Genomic DNA, 23727 nt, shown 5'->3' with positions numbered 1-23727 from the left:
TCACAATGTTCGCTGAGCACTAGGGAGGCGGCCAGCCATGAGGTTCTGGGTCAAGCGCGAGTCGCTCGCGGAGGCGGTCACGTGGGGCACCCGGTGCGCCGCCGTGCACCCCGCGCGGCCGCACCTCGGCGGGGCGCTGCTGGAACTCGCGGGCGGTGAGCTCACCGTCACGAGCTTCGACGGCGAGTCGTCCGCCCGCGTCGTCGTCCCCGTCGAGACGGCCGATGCCGGGACGGCCGATGCCGGGACGGCCGGCGCCGGGACGGCCGGCGGCGAGTCCGGCGCGGCCGGCTGCGCGCTGGTGTCGGCCCGGCTCCTCGTCGAGATCACGAAGGCGCTGCCCGATCAGGCGATCGACGTCGAGCTCACCGGCGGGGTGCTGCGGCTGCGCTGCGGCGGCGGACGCTTCGGGCTGCCGACGATGCCGGTGGAGGACTACGCGCGCCCACCCGTGCTCTCGGCACCGACCGGCACCGTCGATGCCACGCTGTTCGGTGCCGCGGTGGCCCAGGTCGCCGCCGCTGCGTCGCGCGAGGAGTCGCTGCCGATCCTCACCAGCGTCCGGGTCGCGGTCGGGGGAGACCGGATGTCGCTGCTGGCCTCCGACCGCTACCGGGCCGCCCGACGTGAGCTGACCTGGCAGCCGGTCGATCCGAAACGCGAAGGCGAGTTCCTCGTCCCGGCCCGGCCGCTGCTCGACGCGGCCAGGGCCTTCGCCCCGGTGCCCGACACGCTGGCGGTCGTCGTCGACGAGGGCGTGTTCGACGGCGGCACGATCGGGTTCACGGCGGCCGGACGGCAACTGACCACCCGGTTGCTCGAGGGCACGTTCCCGCCGATGGGCCGCCTGTTCGACGCACCGCGCCCGACCGTCGCGACGATGCCGGTGGCCGAGCTGACCGAGGTCGTGAAACGGGTGGCACTCTTCGCCGACCGCACGTCCCCGGTGCTGCTCCGGCTGGCACCCGGGTCAGCGGCCGGTTCAGCACTCGGGTCAGCACCCGGTTCGGCACGCGGGTCAGCGGCCGGTTCGGTCAAGGGTTCGGCGTCCGGCTCGGTGACCGTCGAGGCGCGGGGTGCCCAGGACGCGGAGGCCAGCGAGGCGATCGACGCCGAGTTCACCGGCGCACCGGTCACGCTCGCGTTCAACGAGGCCTACCTGCTCGACGGGTTGCGGGCCGTCGGTGCCTCGCGCGTCACGCTGTCGTTCGACGATCCGCTCAAGCCGGTGATGCTCAGCCCCGCCGGCGGGGCCGAGGCCGCGTACGTCCTCCAGCCGGTCCGGGTGGACTACTCCGGCGGGTGAGGCCAGATGAGGGCGATGGCCACCACGATCGCGGCGCCGGCCAGCAGCACGATCGCGACCGCCAGGGTGCGGATCGGCGTCGTCTCCTGCAGGCGCTTGCGCACCGTGGTCTGCAGGAGCGAGACCAGCAGCAGCACCACCCCCAGCACGCCGAAGATCGCGCTGAGCCAGTACAGCACCGTCCGCAGGCCGTCCGACATCCGTTCCTCCTCCGCAGGCGATCGTCATTCTGTCCGGCCCGTGCCACCCGGACGCGCCCGGCCTCCCGCCGCGCTCCGCGGAGCCCGGCCCAGGAGGCGACCGACCCCCGACGGGTCGACCCCCGACGGGTCGAGGGCGGCCGGTCGAGCGCGGCGGGGTCGAGCGCGGCGGGGTCGAGCGCGGCGGGGTCGAGCGCGGCCGGGTCGAGCGCGGCCGGGTCGAGGGCGGCCGGGTCAAGCGCGGCTGTTGTCGTCCGTCGGTCCCGAGAACGCGGCGTTCCGCTCGCGGCCGTCGGCGGACCCGCTGAACACCCGGGCATCCCGCCCGGCGTCTGGCACGTCGTCGAGCGGCACCGCCCGCCCGGCCCCCAGAAGCCGGTCCGACCGGTCCGACCGGTCTGAACCCGCGCCCGGCGAACCGTCCGGGCCCCGGCTCAGTCCCTCGACCTTGTCGATCCGCAGCCCCGGTATCCCGGTGACGTCGGACCGCGACCGCGGCAGCGCTTCCGGATGGTTCTCCCGCAACCACTGCACCAACCGCTCGCGCACGTGACACCGCAGGTCGAACAGGGTCCCGGCGTCGGTGGCGGTCACCAGCGCCCGCACCCGGACGACGCCACCGACGGCGTCGGTCACCTGGAACACGCAGGCCCGCCCGTCCCAGAGGTCGGTGCCCTCGCAGATGTGCCGCAGCTCGCGGCGCATGTCCTCGGTCGGCACCGCCCAATCGACGTCGATCTCGACCGCGCCGAGCAGCGCCGACTCGTTGCGCGTCCAGTTCTGGAACGGCTTGGTGGTGAAGTACGACGTCGGGAGCGTCAGCCGGCGGTCGTCCCAGAGGTGCAGCACGACGTAGCTCAGCGTGATGTCCTCGACCCGGCCCCACTCCTCCTCGACGACCACCACGTCGTCCAGGCGCAGCTCGTCGCTGAACGCGAGCTGGACGCCGGCGAACACGTTGCCGAGCACCGACTGGGCGGCCAGCGCGGCCACCACGCCCGCGATACCGGCGGACGCCAGCAGCGAGGCTCCGGCCGCCCGCGCGGTCGGGAACGTCACCAGCACCGCTCCCACCGCCACCACGACGACGACCGCGACCGTGACCCGGCGCACGACCATGATCTGGGTGTGCACGCGCCGGTTGCGCTTGTTGTCCTCCACGTCGGTGCGGAACCGCGACAGCGCGGCGTCCTCCAGGACGATCAGGATCGCTCCGACCACCCAGGCGGAGGCGAAGATCACCAGCACGGAGATCCCGTGCAGCAACGGTCCCCGCCAGTCACCGGCGGCAGTCGTGGCGTGTAGGGCTCCCTGCACGGCCAGCATCCCGGCCAGCGCCTGCACGGGCCGGTGCAGACGGGTGGCCAGCTGGTCGAACAGCGGCGCACGCCGACCGATCCGGCGTACCGCGAGGTGCACGATCTGAACCAGGACGAGCGCGAAAATCACGCTCAACGCCGTTGTCGCCAGCGTCTTGACGACATCGGGCAGCTCGTCGAACACGAGCGGACTCCCATCGGGGTCGGGGACTGCGCAATCCCCTGAGTACCCCGATTCCGTCAGGCAGTAGTGAAAGTGGCCGCCAACACATCGGCCAGCGCGCGGAACGCCTTCCCGCGATGGCTGATCGCGTCCTTGTCGGCCGCGGACATCTCGGCCGAGGTCAGCCCGGATCCGGACGGCAGGAAGATCGGGTCGTACCCGAACCCGTTCGTCCCCCGCGGCTCACGCACCAGCGAGCCCTCCATCCGGCCCTCGACGACGTGCTCCTCGCCGCTCGGCAGCACCAGCGCCGCCGCGCACACGAACGCCGCGCCGAGGCGGGTGTCGGGCACGTCGCCGACCTGCTCCAGCACCAGCCGCAGGTTGCGCTCGTCGTCCTTGGGACGCCCGGCCCAGCGCGCCGAGAGCACGCCCGGCATGCCGTTCAGCGCGTCCACCGCGATGCCGGAGTCGTCGGCGATCGCCGGCAACCCGGACACCTGCGTGGCCTCGCGCGCCTTGAGCAGCGCGTTCTCTTCGAACGTGGCCCCGTCTTCGACGGTCTCGGGATACGGCGGCACCTCGTCGAGACCCACGACCTCGATCTGCGGCACCGCCACGGCCAGGATCCGCCGCAGTTCGGCGATCTTCTTCGCGTTCCGGCTCGCGAGAACGACCCGCGTGAGGCTCACGACTCCAGGGCCTTCGCCTGCAGCGAAGTCAGCTCCGCGCAGCCGGCGACGGCCAGGTCGAGCAGCGCGTCCAGCGTCGAGCGGCCGAACGTGATCGCCTCGCCGGTGCCCTGCACCTCGACGAACTCGCCCGCCCCGGTGCAGACCACGTTCATGTCGACGCCGGCCTTGACGTCCTCGTCGTAGTTGAGGTCGAGCCGGGGCTCACCGTCGATGACACCGACGCTGATCGCGGCGACCGAGTTCTTCAGCGCCTTCTTCGGGGACGCCGCGAGCGCGTGCCGGGACGCCAGCCACTGCACGGCGTCGGCCAGCGCGACGTAAGAGCCGGTGATCGCCGCGGTGCGGGTGCCGCCGTCGGCCTGCAGGACGTCGCAGTCCAGCGTGATCGTGTTCTCGCCGAGCGCCTTGAGGTCGAGGCAGGCGCGGAGGCTGCGCCCGATCAGCCGGGAGATCTCGTGGGTGCGCCCGCCGATGCGTCCCTTGACCGACTCGCGGTCGCCCCGGGTGTGGGTGGCTCGCGGCAGCATCGCGTATTCGGCGGTGACCCAGCCCAGGCCGCTGCCCTTGCGCCAGCGCGGCACGCCCTCGACGACGCTCGCGGTGCAGAGCACCCGGGTACGGCCGAACTCGACCAGAACCGAGCCCTCGGCATGGTCTGACCAGCCACGTTCGAACGAGACCGGGCGAAGCGCATCAGCCTGACGGCCGTCCGGGCGGTGGCCGATCGAGAGCACGGTGGAGGAGTCCGTCATGGCGCGCAGCCTATCTCTCGCCGGCGCTCGCCCGGGCACCCGGCCGTGCCCCCTCCGGGGTGCCGCCGGATCTCCCCGGACGCCTCCGGCGCGACGGACGGATCGCCGCCCAGACCTCCCGCGCCGCCAGTCCCATCAGATACGGCACCAGGTCGGTACCGCGGTCGATCATCCAGCCGGTGCCCTTGGTCGCCAGCCACCAGGCGTGTTCGAACGGCCGCGTCCTCGCCCCGCCGCCCGGCTCCGCGGACGGGAACCTCGGGACCGGAATCCCCCGCAGCTCCAGCGCACCGGCGAACTCCCGGGCGACCACCCGGTGCCCGCGTTCGTTCGGGTGCAGCCGGTCGACGTGCCAGGCGGCCCGATCGACCACCGCGGGGTGGTCGGCCAGGTCGACGTGCACGGTCCGGTGCCGCTGCGCGACGTTGCGGACCGCCTCGTTGAGGGACTCGGTACGCCGGCTCAGCGGACGCCGGAGCGCGCCGGGCAGCCGCAGCATCCCGCCGGCGTCGGGCATCCGCGCGGTCAGCACGACGGCGCCGGACGCGCACAGCGCGCCCACCACCGAGTCCAGCCGATCCTCGATGGCCGACGGATCGAAGCCGGGCCGCAGCACGTCGTTCACGCCCACGACGACGCTCGCCATCGTCGGCGCGAACCGCAGCGCCGACGGCAACTGTTCGTCGAGCACCCGCAGCGTCGTCGCGCCGCTGGTCGCGAGATTGACGAACGCGGGCCCGCCGAAGCTCTCGGCGAGCAACGCGGCCCAGCCGCGCCAGCCACCGCCGGGCAGCGGATCCCCGAGCCCCTCGGTCACCGAATCACCGAGCGCCGCGAAGCGGATGCCCGCACGGTCGCTCTCGGCCACGACGCCACCTCCTCGAACGTCCGGAACGGGTCCAGGCCGTGCGCGGCGAGCATGCCGTTCACCGCGCTCGGCCAGTCGTATCGCTGCGCGCGACGACGGGCCGCCGCCCGCCGGTCGGCCTCCGGCCGGGCCGCCAGCTCCAGTACGGCCTCGGCGAAGCGGACCCCCTGGTTTCCGGCGACCGCCACGCCCGCGTCACCGATCACCTCGCCCAGCGCGCCGTCCCCGGCCGCCACGACCGGTGTTCCGCACGCCATCGCCTCCAGCGCGGCCAGGCCGAACGTCTCCGCCGGACCCGGCGCCAGTACCGCGTCCGCGGTCGCCAGCAGGCGGGCCACGTGCACCCGATCGGGCACGAATCCGAGGAACTGCACCGGCAACCCGCGCGCCCGGCGTTCGAGCGCGGGTCTGCGCGGCCCGTCGCCCACGACGACGAGCACCGCGGGGACGCCCCGGGCGCGGAGCGCCGCCAGCGCGTCCACCGACCGATCCACCCGCTTCTCGGGCGAGAGCCGCCCACAGTGGACCAGCAGCAACTCGCCGGGCCGGGCCAGCTCGGCCCGGAGCGCCGGATCGTGCAGCGCCGGGGTGAAACGCTCCAGGTCGACGCCGAGCGGCACCTTCACCAGCCCGGTGGCCCCGAGCCGGCGGAACTCCGCCGCGGCGAACTCGGTGGTGGCGACGATCTGGTCGTAGCGGCCGGCGGTCCGCTGGTTGAGCCCGTCGGCGATCCGCCGGGCCGGAGCCCAGCGCGGCAGCGCCATCGTCAGGAGCGCGGTGACGTTCTCGTGCGACACCATGATCGACGGCACGTCGCGCCGTCGCGCCCAGGTGCCGGTCCAGCGCAGCGTCGTCCGGTCGGACACCTCGAGCCGGTCCGGGCGCAACTCGTCCAGCAGTGCGGTCAGCCGGCGACGGCCGAGCACGACCCGGTAGCCGCCCATCCACGGCACGATCGGGCCGGGCAGCGTGATCACCCGGCCGTGCGGGGTCTCCTCGTCGCCGAAGCGCGGGCCCGGCGTCACCAGCACCGGGTGGTGCCCGGCGGCCAGGTAGCCGCGGCCCAGCTCCTGCAACGCGGTACGCAGACCGCCGGAGCGCGGCCCGACGAAATTCGCCAGCCGCACGATCGTGGCCGGCCGCGCGGCCGGTTCGCCGGTGAGCCGACCGGTCCCGGGATCGCTCACGCGGCCCGCTCCACCGGGTGGGTCGCTGCTCCGCCGATCACGTCGGTGTAGTGGCCGATCAGCGCGTCGCCGACCGCGGTCCAGCTGCGTCCCGCGACCGCGGCCCGCCCGGCCGCGCCGAACTCGTGCCGCAGTGCGGCGTCCCCGGCCAGGGCCCGCACCGCGACCGTGACCGCGGAGGCGTCCTCCGGCGTCACCAGGTAGCCGGTGCGGCCGGTGCGGACGAGGTCGACCGGACCACCCGCCGCCGGTGCCACGACCGGCACCCCGGACGCCATCGCCTCCTGCACGGTCTGGCAGAACGTCTCGTGGGCCCCGGTGTGGACGAAGACGTCGAGGCTGGCGAACGTGGTGGCGAGCTCGTCACCGACGATCTCACCGAGGAAGTGCGCCTTCGGCAGGTGCTTCTTCAGCCCGGGCGCGGCCGGTCCGTCGCCGATGATCACGACCTGGACGCCGTCCGACTCGCTGGCCGGCCCGAGCAGGTCGACGCGCTTCTCCGGCGCGAGCCGCCCGATGTAGCCGACCAGGACGTCGTCCGGCGACGCGCCGATCCGCGTCCGGAGCGCGTCCGATCGTTTGGACGGGTCGAACCGCACCGCGTCGACGCCCCGGGGCCACAGGTGCACCGGCCCGATGCCGTGTGCGCTCAGCTCGGTCGCGGTGGCACTGGACGGCGCCAGCGTCCGCGCGGTGAGCCCGTGCACGCGCTTGAGCCACCGCCACGCCGCCGCGCGTCCGGCGCCGAGCTTGTAGAAGCCCGCGAAACCGGGGACGTCGGTCTGGTAGATCGCCACCGCGGGCAGTTCGAGGCGGGCGGCGACGAACGCGCCCTGGGCGGCCAGCGCGAACGGTGAGGCGAGGTGGACGACGTCGGGCCGGAACCGGCGGAGGGCGGCGGCCACGCGACGCGTCGGCAGCCCGACGCGGAAGCTCGCGTAGCCGGGCAGCCCCACGCTGGGTACCCGAACCACGGGGATGTCCGGCAGGACCCCCCGGGGTACCGCCGTGCTTTCCGGCGCCACCACCAGTGGCTCGTGCCCGCGGGCGAGCAGATGCTCGACGGTCCGCAGCACCGAGTGGGCCACCCCGTTGACGTCCGGCGAGTACGACTCCGTGATGATCGCGACACGCATACAGAGCAGCGTCGCGATCGTGGCTTTTCCCCTGGTCACTACCGGATGGCCGGAAGGGGAACTACCGGCCAATGGTGTCCGCGTCCGGCGAACTCGGCTACCTTCTGTGCGCCGCGTCCGGCAAAGAGGCAGGATGGCTCCACCGGGTCATCACTGTGATCGCCCGGCTAGCGGAGGTGACGTGCCAACCGACACGCTCAGGTTGGGTGCCGACCTGACGGTGACAACCTTGTGTGACGCCGCCGGCTCGTTCCCCGAACCTCTCGAGGACGCGTTCCCCGATGCCGGGAACAGCGGCCGGTGGCCCATGCATGTGCATTGCCACCTGGTCCGGACGCCGACCAGGACAGTGCTGGTGGATGCCGGTATCGGCCCCGAATGGGCGCCGGCCGGGGAGTGGTTCGGGCGCCCGGGGCGGCTGCCCGAGGAACTGGCCGCGCTCGGCGTCGAGCCGGACGAGATCACCGACGTGATCCTCACCCACCTGCACCCTGATCACATCGGCTGGGTGGTGGCCGACGAGGACGCCCCCAAGCCGTACTTCGCCAACGCGCGGCACGTGGTGCAGACCGCGGAGCTAAAATGGCTGCGCGAATCCGGCGAAGAGTACGAGGAGCTGTACGACTCCCACATCAAGCCGCTGATGGAGGCGCAGCTGCTGGTCGAGGTCACCGGCGCGGCGACGCTCGACGAACGGCTCGACCTGGTGCTGGCGCCCGGGCACACGCCCGGTCACCAGTGCCTGCTGGTCGACGCTCCCGACCGGCCGCTGCTGATCACCGGTGACGCGTTCGTGCACCGCGGTCAGATGACGTCTGCCGGGCTCGCCTACCGGTACGAAGAGAGCACGGAAGACGCGGCGAAGACCCGGCGGCGGTTGCTGTCGGTCGCGGCCGAGCGTGGAGTGCTGCTGGCACCGTGCCATCTGGACGAGGGCGTCGTGCTGGTGGAGAGCGCCAGCGAAGACTCGTTCCGCACCACCGCGATGGCACGCTGTCCCAACACGGTGGCGTAAGTGCCCCACCGGGCGCGGAGTCAGATCACGTACTCCGCGCCCGCGTAGGCCAGCTCGACCGGGCCCTTGAAGGCGCCGACCGCTTCCGCGAGCGTCTTCCGCGGATCGCCCCAGGCCTGCACCAGGTGGGTGAGCACCAGGCTGCGTGCGCCCGCCCTGGTCGCGTACTCGCCGGCCTCCCGGCCGGTCAGGTGCAGATCCGGCGGGTGCGGCTTGTCTTCTAAATAGGACGCCTCGCAGAGGAACAGGTCCACGTCGCGCGCCAGATCGACGAGCGCCTCGCTCCGGCCGGTGTCGGCCGAGTACGCGATCGCCGAGTCGCCGTGCTCGACGCGCAGGCCGTACGTCTCGACCGGGTGGTTGACCCGGGCCGCTTCGACCGTGAACGGGCCGATCGCGAAGCGTCCCGACTGCAGGGTCTTCACGTCGTACACGTCGTCGACGCCGCGGACGCCCTCTTCCGGGCCGTAGATCTGCGCGAGCCGCTCACCCGCGCCGACCGGGCCGTACAGGGGCATCGGAGGGTGTTTGCCCGCCGGGTCGTACCGGCGGACCACCATGTATACGCAGGCGTCCACGACGTGGTCGCAGTGCAGGTGCGAGAGCACGATCGCGTCGATGCCCTGGAGCCCGGCCGGGTGGCGCTGGAGTGCGCCCATCGCTCCGTTGCCGAAATCCATCAGCAGCCGGAACCCCTCTGCCTCGAGCAGGTACGCGGAGCAAGGGGAGTCGGGGCCGGGGAAGCTGCCGGCACAACCCAGGACGGAAAGCTTCATTCAGGCGACCTCCACCTGCGTGGTTCTAGGCAGCGTAAGGGAACCCACCACGGCGGCCTCCGGCCCGAGAAAGCGGCGTCCGAGCCGCGCGAACGGCTCCGGATCACCGGTCGCCAAGAATCGATGCCGCGGCGGCCCCGTGTCGTCACCGCGCAGCAGATCGCGCGCGGTGAGCTCGCGGTAGACGTCCTTGGCGGTCTCGTCGGCGCTCGACACCAGCGTGACACCGTCCCCCATCACCAGGCTGATCACTCCGGCCAGCAGGGGATAGTGTGTGCACCCCAGTACCAACGTGTCGACCTCGGCGCGCTGCAACGGCTCCAGATACGCCTGGGCGAGCCCGAGCAGCTGGCGGCCGCTCGTCACCCCCCGCTCGACGAACGGGACGAACTCCGGGCACGCCACACCGGTCACGGTCACGCCGGGCGCGGCCGCGAACATGTCCTCGTACGCGCCGCTGGTGATCGTCGCCCTGGTGCCGATCACCCCGACCCGGCCGTTGCGGGTCGCCGCGGCCGCCCGCCGCACGGCCGGCAGCACGACCTCGACGACCGGCACGTCGTAGCGCTCCCGGGCGTCGCGCAGGCAGGCCGCGGACGCGCTGTTGCACGCGATGACCAACATCTTCACGTCCTGCTCGACGAGGTGGTCGAGCACCGCCAGCGCGAACCGGCGTACCTCGGCGATCGGGCGCGGCCCGTAGGGCACGTGCGCGGTGTCGCCGACGTAGCTCAGTTGCTCGTTCGGTAGCTGGTCAAGTACGGCACGCGCCACCGTGAGCCCGCCGACTCCGGAGTCGAAAATGCCGATTGGCGCGTCCATCACGCCGCGAGCGTACGCGGCAGGGGTAGTGGTCTGTCTGTCCGGAAGCTAACTCGGCGAGCAGTGTCGTGACCGTCACCGGAATCGGGCGACGGGGGTCACGACGCCGTCACCCGGCGGTGGCCAGACTCACTCCGAAGCGCCCTTCGTCATCCGTCCACCAGCGGGTCAGCCCGAATCCGGCCGCCGACAGTTCGGCGGCCACGCCCTCGCGGCGGAACTTGGCCGAGATCTCGGTGCGGATCTCCTCGCCGCGCTCGAGGTCGACGGTGAGCTCGACGGCCGGGATCCGCACCTGCATCGCGTGCCGGGCGCGCAGCCGCATCTCGATCCACTCCTGCCGGGCGTCCCAGACGGCGACGTGATCGAACGCGTCGAGCTCGAAGTCCGCGCCGAGCTCGCGATTCAGAACGTTCAGTACGTTCCGGTTGAATTGCGCGGTGACGCCGGCCGCGTCGTCGTAGGCGGGGACCAGGACGTCCGGGGACTTCACCAGGTCGGTGCCGAGCAGCAGCGTCTCGCCGGGTCGCAGAGCGGCCCGCACGTCGTGCAGGAACCGGGCCCGGTCGGGCGGCGCCAGGTTGCCGATCGTCCCGCCGAGGAGCGCGACCATCCGGTGCCCGTCCACCGGCAGCCGATCCAGGTGACGCTCGAAGTCGGCCACGACCGCGTGCACGGCCAGGCCGCCGTACTCCTCGTGCAGTGCGGCTTCCCAAAGCAGCCCGGCCGCGGCGCCGCGCAGCGCGGCGTCCGACACGTCGACCGGGACGTACGTGCGCAGGCTGCCGGTGGCGCGCAGCGCGTCGACGAGCAGGTGGGTCTTCTCGGCCGAGCCCGCGCCGAGCTCGACCAGGCTGGTCGCGGCCGAGACCTCGGCGATCTCGGCCGCCCTGGCCCGCAGGATCGAGCGCTCGGCGCGGGTCGGGTAGTACTCGGGCAGCCGGGTGATCTCATCGAACAGCTCGCTGCCCCGGTCGTCGTAGAACCAGCGCGGCGGCAGCCACTTGTCCGGTGCGGTGAGCCCGGTGATCACGTCCTGGCGCAGCGCGCGGGCGATGAAGTCGGCAGGCAGGTGGTTCTCGACGACAAGGGTGCTGGCGATCGTGGCGGGCATCAAGAGACCTCCGCAGTGAGGGCGAGCGAGGTGACGGTGACTCCGTCGGCGGTGGCTACGAGTAGTGAGTCGTCGGGGACGTCGTGCCAGCCCGGACCGTCGTCGGTGGGCTCGGAGGCGACGACGACACCGGCCGGCGTGGCCCGGCGCCAGCTGAGCGTGTCGCCCCGGACCGTGGCCACGATCGTGGTGCCGTCGGTCGCGAGCAGGTTCAGCCGTGCTCCCGGGGCGTCCGCCAGAGCTTTGGCGACGGTCTCGGACAACGCGACCGGCAGCGGGACGCCTGCGGCCAGCCGATGCCGGGCGTGAGCCCAGAGCAGCGCCGAGTCGGTCGGCGCCTCCAGGCGGGTGAGGGTCTCCGGCGGCAGGGCCGCCGCCAGGCCGTGCAGCGACCCCGGCCAGCCGGGTACGGCGCCGTTGTGGCTGAAAAGCCACCGTCCGGACGCGAAGGGAGCGGCCGCCGCCTCCGCGAAACCCATCCCCTCGGTGCCGGAGCGGACGGCGGCGAGCACGGCGCCGGACCGGATCACCCGGGCCAGGTCGAGCAGGTTGGGATCGCCCCAGATCGGCCGGTCCCGCCGGTAGCGGGCCGGCACCAGGTCGCCGGGTGCGTACCAGCCGACGCCGAAGCCGTCGGCGTTGACCGTGCCGTGCCGCTGGCGCCGGGGCTCCCAGGACTGCCGGTATAGGCCGTGCTCGGGTTCGACCAGCAGTTCGTGCAGGGTGACGGCGGGGCCCAGGTACGCGAGGTGCCTACACATCCCGTGCGCACCGGAAGCCGCTGAAGATCTGGCGGCGGATCGGGTAGTCCCAGTTGCGGAACGTGGCCCGGACCGCGCTCTGGTCGGCGGCCCAGGAGCCGCCGCGCAGGATCTTGTACTCCGGCCCGAAGAACACCTCGGAGTACTCCGGGTACGGGAACATCGCGAAGCCCGGGTAGGGGCGGAAATCGGACGACGTCCACTCCCAGACGTCTCCGACGAGTCCTCTGACCCCGAGCGGGGACGTGCCCGCCGGATAGGCACCGACCGGGGCGGGCCGGAGATACGTCCCGCCCAGGTTCGCGTTCTCCGGCGCGGGGTCCTCGTCGCCCCAGGGATAACGCAGGCTGCGGCCGGACTCCGGGTCGTAGCGGGCGGCCTTCTCCCACTCGGCCTCGGTGGGCAGGCGCTTGCCGGCCCAGCGGGCGTAGGCGTCGGCCTCGTACCAGCAGACGTGCTGCACGGGCTCGTCCGCCGGGACGGGCTCGACGTGGCCGAAGCGGGTGCGCCACCAGGTGTCGCCGTTCCGGTGCCAGAACTGCGGTGCCCGGAGGCCCGCGGCGTGGCGGTGGGCCCAGCCTTCCGGCGTCCACCACCGCTCGTCCTCGTACCCCCCGGCGTCGATGAAGGCCGTGTACCGGGCGTTGGTGACCGGGTCGGTGTCGATCCAGAACGGCTCGACGCCCACCGCGTGGGCCGGGCGTTCGTTGTCCAGTGCCCACGGTTCGAGGTCGGTGCCCATGAGGAACATGCCGCCGGGGACGTAGATCTCGTCGCGCGCCGGGGCGCAACCGGCCGGCGGGGCGGGCGCGTCGAGCACCGGGGCGCCTTCCCGGAGCTGGTGCGTGGCCAGCATCGTCTCGATGTGCTGCTGCTCGTGCTGGACGATCATCCCGAACGCGAAACCGGCCTCGACCAGGCGGCGACCGTCGAACGGGGTGTGCTCGAGGACGTCGAGGGCCTTGTTGCGCACCTCGGCCACGTAGGCGCGGGCTTCGTCCGGGCTGAGCATCGGCAGCGACGGGCGGTCGGCGCGTTTGGTCTGGAACGCGTCGTAGATCCGGTCGATGTCCGGGCGTAGCGGGTCGCGGCCGCCGACGTCCCGGACCAGCCAGAGCTCCTCCTGGCTGCCGATGTGTGCGTAGTCCCAGACCAGCGGCGACATCAGGGGGGAGTGCTGGCGGACCAGGTCGTCCTGGTCGACGGCGTCGGTGAGGACGGTACTGCGGTCGCGGGCGCGCCTCAGTTCGTCCGCGATCCGGGTGCGCAGCTGCTCGGGGGAGTGCCGGAGCGCGTCGATCGTCATCGGTTCTCCTCCAGCTGGTCGTCGGCGGGGGTACGGCCGCGGAACGTGTAGCGCTCGGCGAACCCGGTGATCTGGCGGGCGACGGCACGGGGGAGACCGGCCGCGTCCGCGCCCTCGATCGCGATCGCCAGCAGCGCGGACGCGGCCCGGGCGAGGTCCGGGTCGGTGAGGCCCAGGCGGGCCGCACGGGCCCAGGCGCCGGGCCAGTCCGGGGGGCCGAGCGGCTCGACGGCGGCCAGGGCGGCGTCGCGGGTCTGCCGTGAGGTCAGGAGCGTCCAGAGCACGGCCGGCGGCACCCGCCAGTCGTCGCCGATCTGAGCGTCGAGGTACCGGATTTCCAGGAAGCCCTTCGCCCGGACCGGCGGGAACAGCGTGCTCAGGTGGTATTCGAGGTCGGCGTAGGTGGCCGGCCGGTCCAGCGCACCGTCCAGCCAGTCGCCGAACGTGACGCCGGCCGGGGCGTCCCAGCGGTCGGAGTCGTTCGGCAGGCAGAGGAGCCGCGCGTCGAGCGCGGCCCGCGCGTAGGCCGCACGGGGGTCGCCGGAGGTGTCGGCCGCGCTCGTGCGGCCCGGGTCGAGCCGGAGCCAGACGCGCTGACGGGTGGAGTACCACCCGGTCGGCGCGCCCGCGTAGATCGGCGAGTTCGCGAACGCGGCGACCAGAGCCGGCCCGGCCGCGTGCAGGGTCCGCCACCGTTCGGCGAACGCGTGCTCACCGGTCTCGGTGCCGGCGTCGACCGAGAGCTGCACGGACGCCGTCGAGCCCATCATGAGCCGGCCGGCGTCGTTCCCGTCGCGGTCGAAGTACCGTTCCATCGCCGCGTACCGCGCCTTCTCGACGATGCGGCCGGCCGGGCGGTGGGCGTCGATGCCGGAGTGGCCGACGGCGAGGCCGGAGCGGGCGAGCGCGGCGCGCACCGCGTCCGCGTCGGTGTCGGCCGCCGCCAGGCAATCGGCGAACGTTCCCCAGGCCTGGGTCGAGAGTTCGACCTGGCCGCCGGGCTCGACGGTGACCGTCGAACCGGCCGGCAGAGGCCGGCCGAGCGCCGTGGGATCGGCGGAAGGGGTGGTGAGAATCGGTGGGCTCCAGCGTCCCAACGCGGACGCGAGCCGTTCCGGGGTCAGTACTGCCAAAGGGTCGGTCGAGTCGTAGATCAGCCGTTCCAGCTCGATTCCCGCGAGCCGCGGTGGTCCGATCTTGAAACAGATCTTCGCGATGAATGCCTCAGCGTCGGCCCGGGTACGAATCGGCTCGACGAGCGGGTCTTCCGCCGGTCGGGCCGAGATCGTCCGGGTCGGCGTCACCGTGGTTTCGGACACGTGTCCACCTCCGAGTCACCGTGCTGCCTCGGGCCATGCTGCCTCGGTTTTTTCCGACCCGCACGCGGACGTGGTGTCGTGCAGGCACACAGTTCGTGACAAAAAGATGAGTGAGGCGGGCCGTTCGGCCCCCAGAGGATTCGACAAAAAGGTGGAATCCCACTGGTTCTGCCGGCGGCCCGCGGTGCGCCCCCCGCGCTGCGTATGCTCCGCCGTACGTGACCGAAGTGATGGACGTTGTTGACGCTGACGGGTGTCAACGCCTAACGCGGAGCAATGATGGCTCGCGGTCGACACCGCAGTTTGCAAGTTAGCCGACGATCCGCAGCCGACCGGGTCGGCGCCTCCGGCGCGGTAGCCCGGCGGAAGCGGGCGATCGCCCCCTGGGTGGTCGTAGCGATCGTACTGGCGACCGTGGTCAGCGGCACTACTTTTGGTTACTTATGGGTGACGGCCAGTTGTGGCGGAACCCCGGTGCAACTGTCGATCGCGGCCTCGCCCGACCAGGCTCCGGTAGTGCAGTCCCTCGCGGCGAAATGGCAGAAGGACGCCCCGGAGATCGACGGCCGCTGCGCCGAGATCTCCGTGCGGGCGGTCCAGTCGGCCGAGGTCGCCAGTTCGCTCACGCCGAACTGGAAGGAAACCTCGGGCGACCCGCGGGTCGACGTCTGGATGCCCGACTCGCCGGTCTGGATCGAGCGCACCGGCGCCCGGCCGGACGTCGCCCAGATGGTCTCCGGCGAGCCGACGCGCGTCGCGACCTCTCCGGTCGTCATGACGCTGCCGCGGCCGATGGCCGAGGCGCTCGGCTGGCCCGACAAGGCGCTCTCCTGGGCCGAACTGGCGCAGGCCCGGGTGGCCGGCACCACCTGGACGAAGTACCAGCACTCGGTCTGGGGCCCGATCAAGATGGGCATCGGTGACCCGAGGGCGTCCTTCCCGGCGCTGGGCACGCTGCTCTCGGTCGCCGACGCCGACGGCGACAACTCGGTGACCGAGACCGAGCTCGGCAACGCGCTGCTGCTCGCGCGTGCGTCGACGGTCGACGCGGTCACCAGCGACACCTTCTTCGCGAACATGAAGAAGGTCACGAACGCCGAGGCCGGTCTCGCCAACGCCGGGCCGTTCCCGGCGACCGAGGCGCAGGTGGCGGCGTACGACAACTCGAAGCCCAAGGTGCCGCTGGTCGCGATCAACCCGGACGAGGGCACCGTCTACGCCGACTACCAGTACCTCGTGCTGAAGGCCGACTGGGTCGACTCGGTGCGCAAGCAGGTCGCCGGCGAGTTCCTGAAGTACCTGCAGGGCGAGGACGCGCAGAAGGCGTACGGCCAGGCCGGTTTCCGTGACCCGCAGATGTCCACGCAGTACGCGGTCGGGCTCGACACCGACCTGGGCACGGGCAGCCAGTCGACGTCCGAAGCCCGGCAGTTGCCCGACATCAAGTCGGTCGACCAGACGGTCGGATTCTGGACCGCGCTGCAGCGCAAGGCGAACATCCTCGCGGTCATCGACAGCTCGGGCTCGATGGGCGAGCCGGCGCCGGACGGCACCGGCACGCGCATGCAGGTCGTCCAGCAGGCCTGTCTGCGGGCCGACGCCCTGTTCAACCCGGACACGCACGTCGGGAGCTGGCGCTTCTCCACCAAGCTGGACGGCGACAAGGACTACGAGGAGATGGTGCCGATCGGTCCGGTGGCGGCGAAGCTCCCGGACGGCACCACGCGCAAGCAGGCCTTGGACGCGACGATCTACAACAACCTGGTGCCGGAGGGCTCGACCGGGCTCTACGACACCATGCTGGCCGCGTACAAGTTCATGCAGGCGCACTGGCTGGGTGACAACCGGCTCAACATGGTCGTGATGATGACCGACGGGAAGAACGAGGACTCGGACGGCATCACGCAGCAGCAGCTGATCCAGCAGCTGAAGGCGACGGCCGACCCGGACAAGCCGGTGCAGGTGGTCATCATCGGGTACGGGCCGGATACGGACCTGAACGAGCTGAAGACGATCACGCAGGCGGTTGGCGGGAACGCGTACCCGGCGAAGACGGGTGCCGACATCGAGAAGGTGTTCCTGGCCACCCTCATCGGAGGCGAAGGCTAGATCGCTCGCGGGGGGATGTCCGAGCTCCGCCGCCTCCCGCTGTGGGCGGGACGCGTGGCCGCGCTGCTGCGGATGACCGCCGTCTACGTCTGCGTCGTGGGTGTGAGCACGGCCGCGCCCGCCGCGCTCGCCGCTCCGGTCTCCGAGCGGGTCGGCTGGCGGTTCTCGCTCGGCATCTGGTCGGTGAGCTCGGTGGTCGCGCTCGTCCCGTGGCTCGTCCTCCTCGCGCGGGAGCGCCGCCGGCGGCCCTCGGACGCCGTGCCGGTCGAGTCCCCACCCCCCGCCCTCGTCACGCGCCTGTGGCGGTCACGCGCGGCCCTGCTCGTCGCACGGGTGCGCAACGTCGGCTGGCTGATCGCGGCCGGTGTCGCGAGCTTCGTGGTCGGCTACCTCGGCCTGCGCGCTCGGCCCGCTGCTGGTCGGGCTGTTGCACGACGTGAGCGGCGGGTGGACCCTGCCGCTGCTGTTTCTGCTCGCTGTCGCCCTGGCGGCGGCGATCCCGGCGACCACGTTGGCCAGGCCCGCGTTCGTCGAGGACGAACTCGTCGGCGCCGCGCCGTAGCGGTGCGGGAGGTGGGAGTCGAACCCACATGTCCTTTCGGACACCGGGACCTAAACCCGGCGCGTCTAGCCTTTCCGCCACTCCCGCTCGGCTGACATCGTACGCACCCGGAACGATCAGTCGATGCCGAGGTCACGACGCAGTTTCGCGACGTGCCCGGTGGCCTTCACGTTGTACTGGGCCTTCTCGACGTTGCCGTCCGCCCCGATCACGAACGTCGACCGGATCACGCCGGTGACGGTCTTTCCGTACATCGTCTTCTCGCCGAAGGCGCCGTAGGCCGACAGCACGCTGCGATCCGGGTCGGAGACGAGCGGGAACGTCAGCGACTCCTTGTCGCGGAACTTCGCGAGCTTCTCCGGCTTGTCCGGCGAGATGCCGATGACGGTCAGGCCCGCCGCGTGCAGCGCGTCCAGCGAGTCGCGGAAGTCGCAGGCCTGCTTCGTGCAGCCCGGGGTCATCGCCGACGGGTACGCGTACAGGATGACGCGCTGGCCGCGCAGGTCGGCCAGGTGCACGGTGTTGCCTGCGTCGTCCGACAGCTCGAAGTCGGGAGCGGGGTCACCGGGAGTGAGACGAGGTGCGGCAGTCATGCCGGGAGCCTAGCGCGGGAGCGGTGCCGCCAGATCTCCCCTATTGCAGGTTGCTTGCAATAGCAGGGATGATGCGTGAGGCCATCACAAAGGAGGCGCGGTGGAACCGACACCCGTGGCGATGCACATCTCCGACGGCATCGTCAATCTGCCGGTCTCGGCGGTCTTCGGCGCCCTCGCCGTCGCCTGGATCGCGTTGTGCCTGGTCAAGGCCCGACACGATCTGGACGACCGGCTCGCGCCGATGGCCGGGCTGGTAGCGGCGTTCATCTTCGCCGTGCAGATGCTCAACTTCCCGGTGCTGCCGGGCGTCAGCGGGCACCTGCTGGGTGGGGCGCTCGCGGTGATCCTGGTCGGTCCGTGGGTGGGCGCGCTCTGCGTCGCGACCGTGCTGCTCGTCCAGGGCCTGCTGTTCGCTGACGGCGGTCTCTCGGCACTGGGGCTGAACATCACGAACATGGCGATCATCACGACGCTCGTGGCGTTCGGCGTGGTGAGCCTGCTGCTGAGAGTGCTCCCGAAGAGCCGCCTCGGCATCGTCGTCGCCTCGTTCCTGGCCGCGACGATCTCGGTCGTGGTGGCGTCCCAGGGCTTCGTCCTGGAGTACGCGCTCGGCGGTGAGGTCGACAAGGCCCTCGGCCCGATCTCCGCGACGATGGCCGGCGTTCACCTGCTGATCGGCCTCGGCGAGGGGCTGATCACCGCGACCACGGTGGCCACGGTCGCCGCCGTGCGTCCCGACCTCGTCTACGCGCTGCGCCGCTACCGCGAGAAGCCGCTCCTGATCACGAGCCCGGTGGGGAGCAACGCGTGAAGCGGACCGGAATTTTCCTCGGACTCGGGCTGCTGGTCGCGCTGATCCTGGCCGGCCTCGTGAGCACCGCGGCCAGTTCGAAGCCGGACGGGCTCGACGCCACCGCGCGCGAAGGCTGCACGTTCGACGCCAACGACCACATCACCGGCGGCAACTGTCTGGCCAAGTCGGCCAAGGAGCACGACGCGAAGGACTCGCCGCTGGCCAACTACGGCATTCGCGGCATCCACAACAGCGCGCTCTCCACCGGCTTGTCCGGCGTCGTCGGCGTTCTGGTGGTCGGCGCGATCGGCGGCGGCCTGTTCTGGGTGATCCGCCGCCGAACGCCGAGCGACCGCGAGCCCACCCCGAGCGACATCTGATGGGCGCCGGCCACGCGCATCCTCTCCACCGGCCCGGCGCCAGCGCGGTGCACCGCCTCCCGGCCCAGATCAAGATCGTCGCGGCGCTCGCCTTCGTCCTCAGCGTCGTCGCGACGCCCCGGGAGGCGATCTGGGCGTTCGGCCTCTACGCGCTCCTCCTGTCGGCGGTCGCCGCCACCGCGCGCATCCCGGCCGGCTGGCTGGCCTCCCGCGGCCTGATCGAGGCGCCGTTCGTGGTGCTCGCCGTGCTTCTCCCGTTCATCGAGGGCGGTCCGACGACCTTCTTGGGACTCAGCGAAACCGGCCTCTGGGCCGGCTGGAACATCGTCGCCAAGGGAACGCTCGGCGTCTTCGCCAGCCTGCTGCTGGCCGCGACCACGTCCGGCCGCGACCTGCTGCTCGGTCTGCAACGTCTGCGGACGCCCGCGCCGATCGTCCAGATCGCGACGTTCATGCTCCGCTACCTCGACGTGATCACCGGCAACGCGCGCGCGATGCGCGTCGCGCGCCTCTCGCGCTGCCACGACCCGCGGTTCCTCTGGCAGGTCCGGGCTTTCGCGACGTCGATCGGCAGCCTTTTCCTGCGTTCGTACGAGCGTGGGGAGCGGGTCTACGTGGCGATGCTCTCCCGCGGCTACAACGGGTCGCTGCCGGGCGGAGTCGCCGAACGACCGGCCCCGAGGCAGTGGGCCACCGCCTTGAGCATCCCGGCCGCCGCCGCTGCGGTTAGCGTTGCGGCGTGGCTGACCGCATAACCGACCCTTCACTCGACGTCGAGGGCCTCGCCTTCGCGTACCCCGACGGGCGGCAGGCGCTGTTCGGCGTCAACCTGACCGTGCAGAGAGGGGAGCGGGTCGCCCTGCTCGGCCCGAACGGCGCCGGGAAGACCACGCTGGTGCTGCATCTCAACGGGATCCACACCGCAGGTGCGGGCAGCGTCCGGATCGCGGGTCTGGCCGTCGCCAAGAACAACGTGCAAGAGATCCGACGGCGGGTCGGGATCGTCTTCCAAGACCCCGACGACCAGCTGTTCATGCCGACGGTCGCCGAGGACGTGGCGTTCGGGCCGGCGAATCTCGGCCTGCGTGGGCAGGAGTTGCGCGACCGGGTCACCGAGGCGCTGGAAGCCGTCGGCATGCAGGACTTCGCCGACCGGGCCCCGCACCACCTGAGTTTCGGCCAGCGCCGCCGGGTCGCCGTCGCCACCGTACTGGCCATGCGGCCGGAGATCCTGGTGCTCGACGAGCCGTCGAGCAACCTCGACCCGGCCAGCCGCCGGGAGCTGGCCGACATCCTGCTCGGACTGGACGTGACGCTGCTGATGGTCACCCACGACCTGCCCTACGCACTGGAGCTGTGCCCGCGGGCGGTGCTGCTCGACGGTGGGGTGGTGGTGGCCGACGCTCCGACGCCCCAGCTCCTGATGGACGCCGACCTGATGCGCGAGCACCGCCTCGAGCTCCCGTACGGCTTCGACCCGTCGGTCGCTCTCCGCTAGCTCTTCAGCTTCGCCGAATCGATCGCCGAGGTCAGAGCGGCAGTGGTGGGGTTCTGCAGGGCGGTCCCGTTGACCTTGACCGTCGGCGTTCCGTTCACCCCGGCTTTGGACGCTTCGTCGGTGACCGATTTCGTCCAGTTGGCGTAGTCCTGGTCGTTGACGCACTTCGCGAACGAGTCGCCGGTGAGGCCCGCGCTCTGTGCCAGCGAGATCATCTTGCTGTTCGTGAGGCCGGTGCCGTTCTCCTCCGGCTGGTTGTCGTAGAGCGCGGTGAGGAACGCGGGGAACTGCCCGGCGTCCGACGCGCAGCCGGAAGCCGCCGACGACCGGCTGGAGTACTTGGTACCGGACGAGAACCGGTCCAGGTAGGCGACCGGGTGGTAGTCGATCTTGACCGTGCCCTCGTCGACGTACTTCTGCAGCGTCGGGCCGCTCTGGGCCTCGAACTGCTTGCAGATCGGGCACTGGAAGTCGAGGTAGACGTCGACGGTGACCGGCGCGGACGCCTTGCCGACGGTGACGCCGGTTCGGGTGGCGCTCTTCGGCAGCACGACGTTCTCGGGCTGGCCGCTGCGGTAGACGACGACGCCGATCCCGGCGGCGACCACGAGCACGGCCAGCGCGATGACCGAGACGAGGATCGCCCGGCGCCGTTTCTCGGCAGCGCGCTGGGCGGCGAGCCGCTCGGCGGCGATCCGGCGGGCCCGGTTCGATGCTTTCCCACTCATGTCAGGTCTCCGGAGATCCAGTTGTCGACGGCCAGCCGGCCGCGCGGCCACCTCGCGAGCGCCAGGGCCACGAGGAGCAGCGCGCTGTCGCGGAGGATTTCGAGGGTGTAGGCGGTGCTCTGATCGGGGTCGAGTTGGCCGCCGCTGCCGAAGCAGCCGCAGTCGATCCGGAGCCCGCGGGCCGCCGCGGAGATGATGCCGATCAGGAAGACCATCAGCAGCACCGCGGAGAACAGCGCTCCGAATCGGACGGCGGCGCCCGCGATCAGCAGGAGGCCGAGCACGATCTCGAGCCAGGGAAGACCCGCGCCCACGACGGTCGCGACGCCGTCGGGCAGCAGCTGGTAGGCCCGTACGGCCCGCACCGAAGCGGCCAGGTCGGTGGCCTTGGCGCCACCGGCCCAGAGCCAGACGACGCCGAGCACGAGGCGGGCCGCGAGCGGCAGCCATCGGAGTAGGTCGGTTCGTGTCGTCGGCATCGTTCATTGGTCGTTCGCGCGGGCTGATCGGTTCCCAGTGTGCGGTACGCCACGTCGAAGTGGCTGGTGGGACACGTTTGGTGAGATCTCTCAAGCCGCCATTAAGTGGTGCGTAATGGTGCCTGGATCAGTGGCCGATCGGTCGCGGCTGGGGTGAACTGGGTTCACCGCAGCGCGGTCCCGGTCGTCGGAGGTGGGCGGCCAGGGCAGGCGGGCGGAGCGGTGGGTGGTCGTGGCCCGGGTGGGAGAGAACAGGGACCCGGGTCGCGGCACCACCTCGAGTCGCCCTGCGTCGGCTCGAGGGGCACCGCGCCTCCGAAGCGACCGGCGTTCGCGCGTGGCCGCCGGTCCAGGGCAAGCCTGGAGGACGCCCCTCCTCCAGGCTTGCCTTTCATCTTTGTGGGCGGGCTCCGGGTCGGAACGGGTCGCGGGTGGCGACGCTTGAAGGTTGGGTGCGGCTTCTTTTGTGGGGGAACCGGGTGGGCTGCGGCGTTGGTGGGCTCGACTGTCAGCGCGCCCTGGGCGGGCTCCTGGTCAGCGCTCGCGCCTAGGGGCCCTCGGAGGTTGGGTGCGGCTTCGTGGCGGGCCCGGGTTAGCGGGCTTGGCTGAGGGCCGTTATTAGGTCTTCTCTTGCTCGGGCTACTCGGCTGCGGATGGTGCCGATCGGGACGTTTTCGACCGTGGCGGCTTCCTGGTAGGAGAGTCCGGCCAGTTGGGTCAGTACGAAGGCGGCCCGGCGTTCTGCGGGTAGACGGTCCAGGAGGTCGGTGGCGGCCGACGCGCCGGACGGGTCGGGGGCGGCTCCGCCGCCGGGCAGGCGTGCGCGCAGCACCTCGTCCAAGCGCCGGCGCCGCACCACCGTGCGGAGGTGGTCGGCGCAGGTGCGCCGCGCGATCCCCAACAACCAGGTCCGGACGCTGGCCCGCGCGGCGAATCCGGGCAGCGCGCGGAACGCCCTCAGATAGGTCTCCTGAGTGAGGTCGTCGGCGGCGTCCACGTCGACCAGCGAGGCGCAGAACCGCCACACGTCGGGCTGGGTCGCGCGCACGAACGCGGCCATGGCCAGCGGATCTCCCTGCTGGGCGCGCAGTGCCCACCCGGTGACGTCGTCGTTGCTGACGTCGTCTCCGGTGGCCACGGACCCAGACTACTTTTGCCGGGGAACCATTCGGTGACAGCGGACGACTACTGCACTATGCAGTGCGCGCAGATTCGGGTCGCCCTGTCCGCCCTGGCGGACGGCGAGGACCCAGGAACCGACCGGGCCGCCCTCGACACCCATCTCGCCGAGTGCGCCGAATGCCGAGCCTGGCGTGCGGCCGCGGTCGACGCCACCGCCGCGGCCGGGGTCCGGTGGCGGGAGGCCGACGTTCCCGACCTCACCGCCACCGTGCTGGCCGCCGTCGCCGCCGACCGAGCGCCCCGGACGAAAGCCCCGAGCATGGTGCACGCGGGCGTCCTGCGGTGGGCGCTCGGGTTCTCGGCGATCGCCCAGCTCCTGCTCGCGCTCCCCGCGCTGATCGCCGAGCCGGGCTCCAGCGGCGCCGTGCACACCGGCCGCGAGATGGCCTCCTTCGACGTCGCGGTCGCGATCGGGTTCCTGTTCGTCGCCGGGCGTCCGGCCTGGGCACGGGCCCTGGTGCCGGTCGCGGTGGCGCTGGCTGGTTGTCTGTTGGTGACGAGTTCGATCGACATCGTCGACGGAGCCGCGCAATTCGGGCACGAGCTGAATCACCTGCTCGCCGGAGTGCAAGCTCTCCTGCTGTGGCTCCTGGCACGCACCGATCGAACGCAAGCGGCTCCGGAGCCGTTGCCGAGGCAGGTATGACCGTCGTGACGACAG

General features: G+C 71.9%; 26 protein-coding genes and 1 tRNA gene. 9 read left to right on the top strand and 18 right to left on the bottom strand.

Annotation, left to right across the window (positions count from 1 at the left end):
• Window positions 1–37 precede the first annotated feature (37 nt).
• Window positions 38–1306 (top strand): DNA polymerase III subunit beta, encoded by a 1269-nt coding sequence (locus ACIBZJ_RS15415; protein ID WP_395929787.1) that lies wholly within the window; start codon window positions 38–40, stop codon window positions 1304–1306.
• Here the strand turns inward: ACIBZJ_RS15415 and ACIBZJ_RS15410 are convergent.
• From ACIBZJ_RS15410 to ACIBZJ_RS15380, 7 genes are all read right to left on the bottom strand, one after another.
• Entirely contained in the window at window positions 1291–1506 is a 216-nt protein-coding gene (locus ACIBZJ_RS15410; RefSeq protein ID WP_395929785.1) for a hypothetical protein, read from the bottom strand. The two genes, ACIBZJ_RS15415 and ACIBZJ_RS15410, sit on opposite strands and share 16 nt — an antisense overlap.
• A gap of 234 nt (window positions 1507–1740) precedes the next feature.
• Complete coding sequence (locus ACIBZJ_RS15405) at window positions 1741–3009, bottom strand: mechanosensitive ion channel family protein (protein ID WP_395929783.1); 1269 nt, start codon at window positions 3007–3009, stop codon at window positions 1741–1743.
• 56 nt (window positions 3010–3065) lie between these two features.
• Complete coding sequence (gene rdgB / locus ACIBZJ_RS15400; protein WP_395929781.1) at window positions 3066–3680, bottom strand: RdgB/HAM1 family non-canonical purine NTP pyrophosphatase; 615 nt, start codon at window positions 3678–3680, stop codon at window positions 3066–3068.
• Window positions 3677–4435, bottom strand: a complete 759-nt coding sequence (gene rph / locus ACIBZJ_RS15395) for a ribonuclease PH (protein WP_395929779.1) — start codon at window positions 4433–4435, stop codon at window positions 3677–3679. Before rph ends, rdgB begins: the two co-directional genes overlap by 4 nt.
• A 10-nt stretch (window positions 4436–4445) precedes the next feature.
• Complete coding sequence (locus ACIBZJ_RS15390; protein ID WP_395929777.1) at window positions 4446–5303, bottom strand: SGNH/GDSL hydrolase family protein; 858 nt, start codon at window positions 5301–5303, stop codon at window positions 4446–4448.
• A complete protein-coding gene (locus ACIBZJ_RS15385; protein WP_395929775.1) occupies window positions 5249–6490 on the bottom strand; it encodes a glycosyltransferase in 1242 nt (413 codons plus the stop codon). The genes ACIBZJ_RS15390 and ACIBZJ_RS15385 overlap by 55 nt, the downstream gene beginning before the upstream one ends.
• Entirely contained in the window at window positions 6487–7626 is a 1140-nt protein-coding gene (locus ACIBZJ_RS15380; protein WP_395929773.1) for a glycosyltransferase family 4 protein, read from the bottom strand. The genes ACIBZJ_RS15385 and ACIBZJ_RS15380 overlap by 4 nt, the downstream gene beginning before the upstream one ends.
• 307 nt (window positions 7627–7933) lie before the next feature.
• Between ACIBZJ_RS15380 and ACIBZJ_RS15375 the strand changes: the two genes are divergently transcribed.
• On the top strand, window positions 7934–8641 hold the full coding sequence (locus tag ACIBZJ_RS15375; protein WP_395929771.1) for an MBL fold metallo-hydrolase: 708 nt from the start codon (window positions 7934–7936) through the stop codon (window positions 8639–8641).
• A 20-nt stretch (window positions 8642–8661) separates the two neighbouring features.
• On the opposite strand, the gene ACIBZJ_RS15370 is transcribed toward ACIBZJ_RS15375, so the two are convergent.
• The 6 genes from ACIBZJ_RS15370 to egtA all read right to left on the bottom strand — a co-directional run bounded on the left by ACIBZJ_RS15370 (window position 8662) and on the right by egtA (window position 14739).
• Window positions 8662–9417 (bottom strand): MBL fold metallo-hydrolase, encoded by a 756-nt coding sequence (locus ACIBZJ_RS15370; RefSeq protein WP_395929769.1) that lies wholly within the window; start codon window positions 9415–9417, stop codon window positions 8662–8664.
• Window positions 9418–10242, bottom strand: coding sequence for a glutamate racemase (murI, locus tag ACIBZJ_RS15365; RefSeq protein WP_395929767.1), 825 nt, complete (start codon window positions 10240–10242; stop codon window positions 9418–9420).
• A 106-nt stretch (window positions 10243–10348) separates the two neighbouring features.
• Window positions 10349–11353 carry an L-histidine N(alpha)-methyltransferase gene (gene egtD / locus ACIBZJ_RS15360; protein ID WP_395929765.1) on the bottom strand — a complete coding sequence of 335 codons (1005 nt, stop codon included), beginning with the start codon at window positions 11351–11353 and terminating at the stop codon, window positions 10349–10351.
• Complete coding sequence (egtC, locus tag ACIBZJ_RS15355; RefSeq protein ID WP_395929763.1) at window positions 11353–12114, bottom strand: ergothioneine biosynthesis protein EgtC; 762 nt, start codon at window positions 12112–12114, stop codon at window positions 11353–11355. The genes egtD and egtC overlap by 1 nt, the downstream gene beginning before the upstream one ends.
• A complete protein-coding gene (gene egtB, locus ACIBZJ_RS15350) occupies window positions 12107–13420 on the bottom strand; it encodes an ergothioneine biosynthesis protein EgtB (protein WP_395929761.1) in 1314 nt (437 codons plus the stop codon). Before egtB ends, egtC begins: the two co-directional genes overlap by 8 nt.
• Entirely contained in the window at window positions 13417–14739 is a 1323-nt protein-coding gene (egtA, locus tag ACIBZJ_RS15345) for an ergothioneine biosynthesis glutamate--cysteine ligase EgtA (protein WP_395929759.1), read from the bottom strand. The genes egtB and egtA overlap by 4 nt, the downstream gene beginning before the upstream one ends.
• 474 nt (window positions 14740–15213) lie before the next feature.
• Between egtA and ACIBZJ_RS15340 the strand changes: the two genes are divergently transcribed.
• Together ACIBZJ_RS15340 and ACIBZJ_RS15335 are read left to right on the top strand one after the other, a co-directional pair.
• Window positions 15214–16848 (top strand): substrate-binding and VWA domain-containing protein, encoded by a 1635-nt coding sequence (locus tag ACIBZJ_RS15340; protein ID WP_395929757.1) that lies wholly within the window; start codon window positions 15214–15216, stop codon window positions 16846–16848.
• A gap of 364 nt (window positions 16849–17212) precedes the next feature.
• Window positions 17213–17410 (top strand): hypothetical protein, encoded by a 198-nt coding sequence (locus ACIBZJ_RS15335; RefSeq protein ID WP_395929755.1) that lies wholly within the window; start codon window positions 17213–17215, stop codon window positions 17408–17410.
• 3 nt (window positions 17411–17413) lie between these two features.
• Here ACIBZJ_RS15335 and ACIBZJ_RS15330 read toward each other — a convergent pair.
• Window positions 17414–17497 (bottom strand) — tRNA-Leu (locus tag ACIBZJ_RS15330).
• A 29-nt stretch (window positions 17498–17526) separates the two neighbouring features.
• A complete protein-coding gene (gene bcp / locus ACIBZJ_RS15325) occupies window positions 17527–18003 on the bottom strand; it encodes a thioredoxin-dependent thiol peroxidase (protein ID WP_395929753.1) in 477 nt (158 codons plus the stop codon).
• Window positions 18004–18124: 121 nt separating this feature from the next.
• Here bcp and ACIBZJ_RS15320 point away from each other — a divergent pair, with 121 nt between their 5' ends.
• The 4 genes from ACIBZJ_RS15320 to ACIBZJ_RS15305 are packed head-to-tail and all read left to right on the top strand — an operon-like array spanning window position 18125 to window position 20677.
• Window positions 18125–18817, top strand: coding sequence for an energy-coupling factor ABC transporter permease (locus tag ACIBZJ_RS15320; RefSeq protein ID WP_395930242.1), 693 nt, complete (start codon window positions 18125–18127; stop codon window positions 18815–18817).
• A complete protein-coding gene (locus ACIBZJ_RS15315; RefSeq protein ID WP_395929750.1) occupies window positions 18814–19179 on the top strand; it encodes a PDGLE domain-containing protein in 366 nt (121 codons plus the stop codon). Before ACIBZJ_RS15320 ends, ACIBZJ_RS15315 begins: the two co-directional genes overlap by 4 nt.
• On the top strand, window positions 19179–19934 hold the full coding sequence (gene cbiQ, locus ACIBZJ_RS15310) for a cobalt ECF transporter T component CbiQ (protein ID WP_395929748.1): 756 nt from the start codon (window positions 19179–19181) through the stop codon (window positions 19932–19934). The genes ACIBZJ_RS15315 and cbiQ overlap by 1 nt, the downstream gene beginning before the upstream one ends.
• Window positions 19919–20677 carry an energy-coupling factor ABC transporter ATP-binding protein gene (locus tag ACIBZJ_RS15305; RefSeq protein WP_395929746.1) on the top strand — a complete coding sequence of 253 codons (759 nt, stop codon included), beginning with the start codon at window positions 19919–19921 and terminating at the stop codon, window positions 20675–20677. The genes cbiQ and ACIBZJ_RS15305 overlap by 16 nt, the downstream gene beginning before the upstream one ends.
• Here the strand turns inward: ACIBZJ_RS15305 and ACIBZJ_RS15300 are convergent.
• The 3 genes from ACIBZJ_RS15300 to ACIBZJ_RS15290 form a co-directional block, all read right to left on the bottom strand.
• The gene (locus ACIBZJ_RS15300) at window positions 20674–21405 is read right to left on the bottom strand and encodes a DsbA family protein (RefSeq protein WP_395929744.1); all 732 of its coding nucleotides are present in this window, start codon (window positions 21403–21405) and stop codon (window positions 20674–20676) included. The two genes, ACIBZJ_RS15305 and ACIBZJ_RS15300, sit on opposite strands and share 4 nt — an antisense overlap.
• Window positions 21402–21884, bottom strand: a complete 483-nt coding sequence (locus ACIBZJ_RS15295; RefSeq protein ID WP_395929741.1) for a MauE/DoxX family redox-associated membrane protein — start codon at window positions 21882–21884, stop codon at window positions 21402–21404. Before ACIBZJ_RS15295 ends, ACIBZJ_RS15300 begins: the two co-directional genes overlap by 4 nt.
• Before the next feature lie 592 nt (window positions 21885–22476).
• Window positions 22477–23022 (bottom strand): sigma-70 family RNA polymerase sigma factor, encoded by a 546-nt coding sequence (locus ACIBZJ_RS15290; RefSeq protein WP_395929739.1) that lies wholly within the window; start codon window positions 23020–23022, stop codon window positions 22477–22479.
• 33 nt (window positions 23023–23055) lie between these two features.
• Between ACIBZJ_RS15290 and ACIBZJ_RS15285 the strand changes: the two genes are divergently transcribed.
• Window positions 23056–23712, top strand: coding sequence for a zf-HC2 domain-containing protein (locus tag ACIBZJ_RS15285; RefSeq protein ID WP_395929737.1), 657 nt, complete (start codon window positions 23056–23058; stop codon window positions 23710–23712).
• Window positions 23713–23727: the final 15 nt, after the last annotated feature.

Source organism: Cryptosporangium sp. NPDC051539, from assembly GCF_044454545.1.
In the GTDB taxonomy this organism is placed as follows: Bacteria; Actinomycetota; Actinomycetes; order Mycobacteriales; family Cryptosporangiaceae; genus Cryptosporangium.
This window is presented reverse-complemented; position numbering and strand designations above follow the sequence as displayed.

Coding starts and splice junctions, on each gene's coding strand:
- ACIBZJ_RS15415 (WP_395929787.1), top strand. CDS start 38: ATGAGGTTCTGGGTCAAGCGCGAGTCGCTCGCGGAGGCGGTCACGTGG.
- ACIBZJ_RS15410 (WP_395929785.1), bottom strand. CDS start 1,506: ATGTCGGACGGCCTGCGGACGGTGCTGTACTGGCTCAGCGCGATCTTC.
- rph (WP_395929779.1), bottom strand. CDS start 4,435: ATGACGGACTCCTCCACCGTGCTCTCGATCGGCCACCGCCCGGACGGC.
- ACIBZJ_RS15380 (WP_395929773.1), bottom strand. CDS start 7,626: ATGCGTGTCGCGATCATCACGGAGTCGTACTCGCCGGACGTCAACGGG.
- ACIBZJ_RS15375 (WP_395929771.1), top strand. CDS start 7,934: ATGCATGTGCATTGCCACCTGGTCCGGACGCCGACCAGGACAGTGCTG.
- ACIBZJ_RS15370 (WP_395929769.1), bottom strand. CDS start 9,417: ATGAAGCTTTCCGTCCTGGGTTGTGCCGGCAGCTTCCCCGGCCCCGAC.
- egtD (WP_395929765.1), bottom strand. CDS start 11,353: ATGCCCGCCACGATCGCCAGCACCCTTGTCGTCGAGAACCACCTGCCT.
- egtC (WP_395929763.1), bottom strand. CDS start 12,114: ATGTGTAGGCACCTCGCGTACCTGGGCCCCGCCGTCACCCTGCACGAA.
- egtB (WP_395929761.1), bottom strand. CDS start 13,420: ATGACGATCGACGCGCTCCGGCACTCCCCCGAGCAGCTGCGCACCCGG.
- bcp (WP_395929753.1), bottom strand. CDS start 18,003: ATGACTGCCGCACCTCGTCTCACTCCCGGTGACCCCGCTCCCGACTTC.
- ACIBZJ_RS15320 (WP_395930242.1), top strand. CDS start 18,125: ATGCACATCTCCGACGGCATCGTCAATCTGCCGGTCTCGGCGGTCTTC.
- cbiQ (WP_395929748.1), top strand. CDS start 19,179: ATGGGCGCCGGCCACGCGCATCCTCTCCACCGGCCCGGCGCCAGCGCG.
- ACIBZJ_RS15300 (WP_395929744.1), bottom strand. CDS start 21,405: ATGAGTGGGAAAGCATCGAACCGGGCCCGCCGGATCGCCGCCGAGCGG.
- ACIBZJ_RS15295 (WP_395929741.1), bottom strand. CDS start 21,884: ATGCCGACGACACGAACCGACCTACTCCGATGGCTGCCGCTCGCGGCC.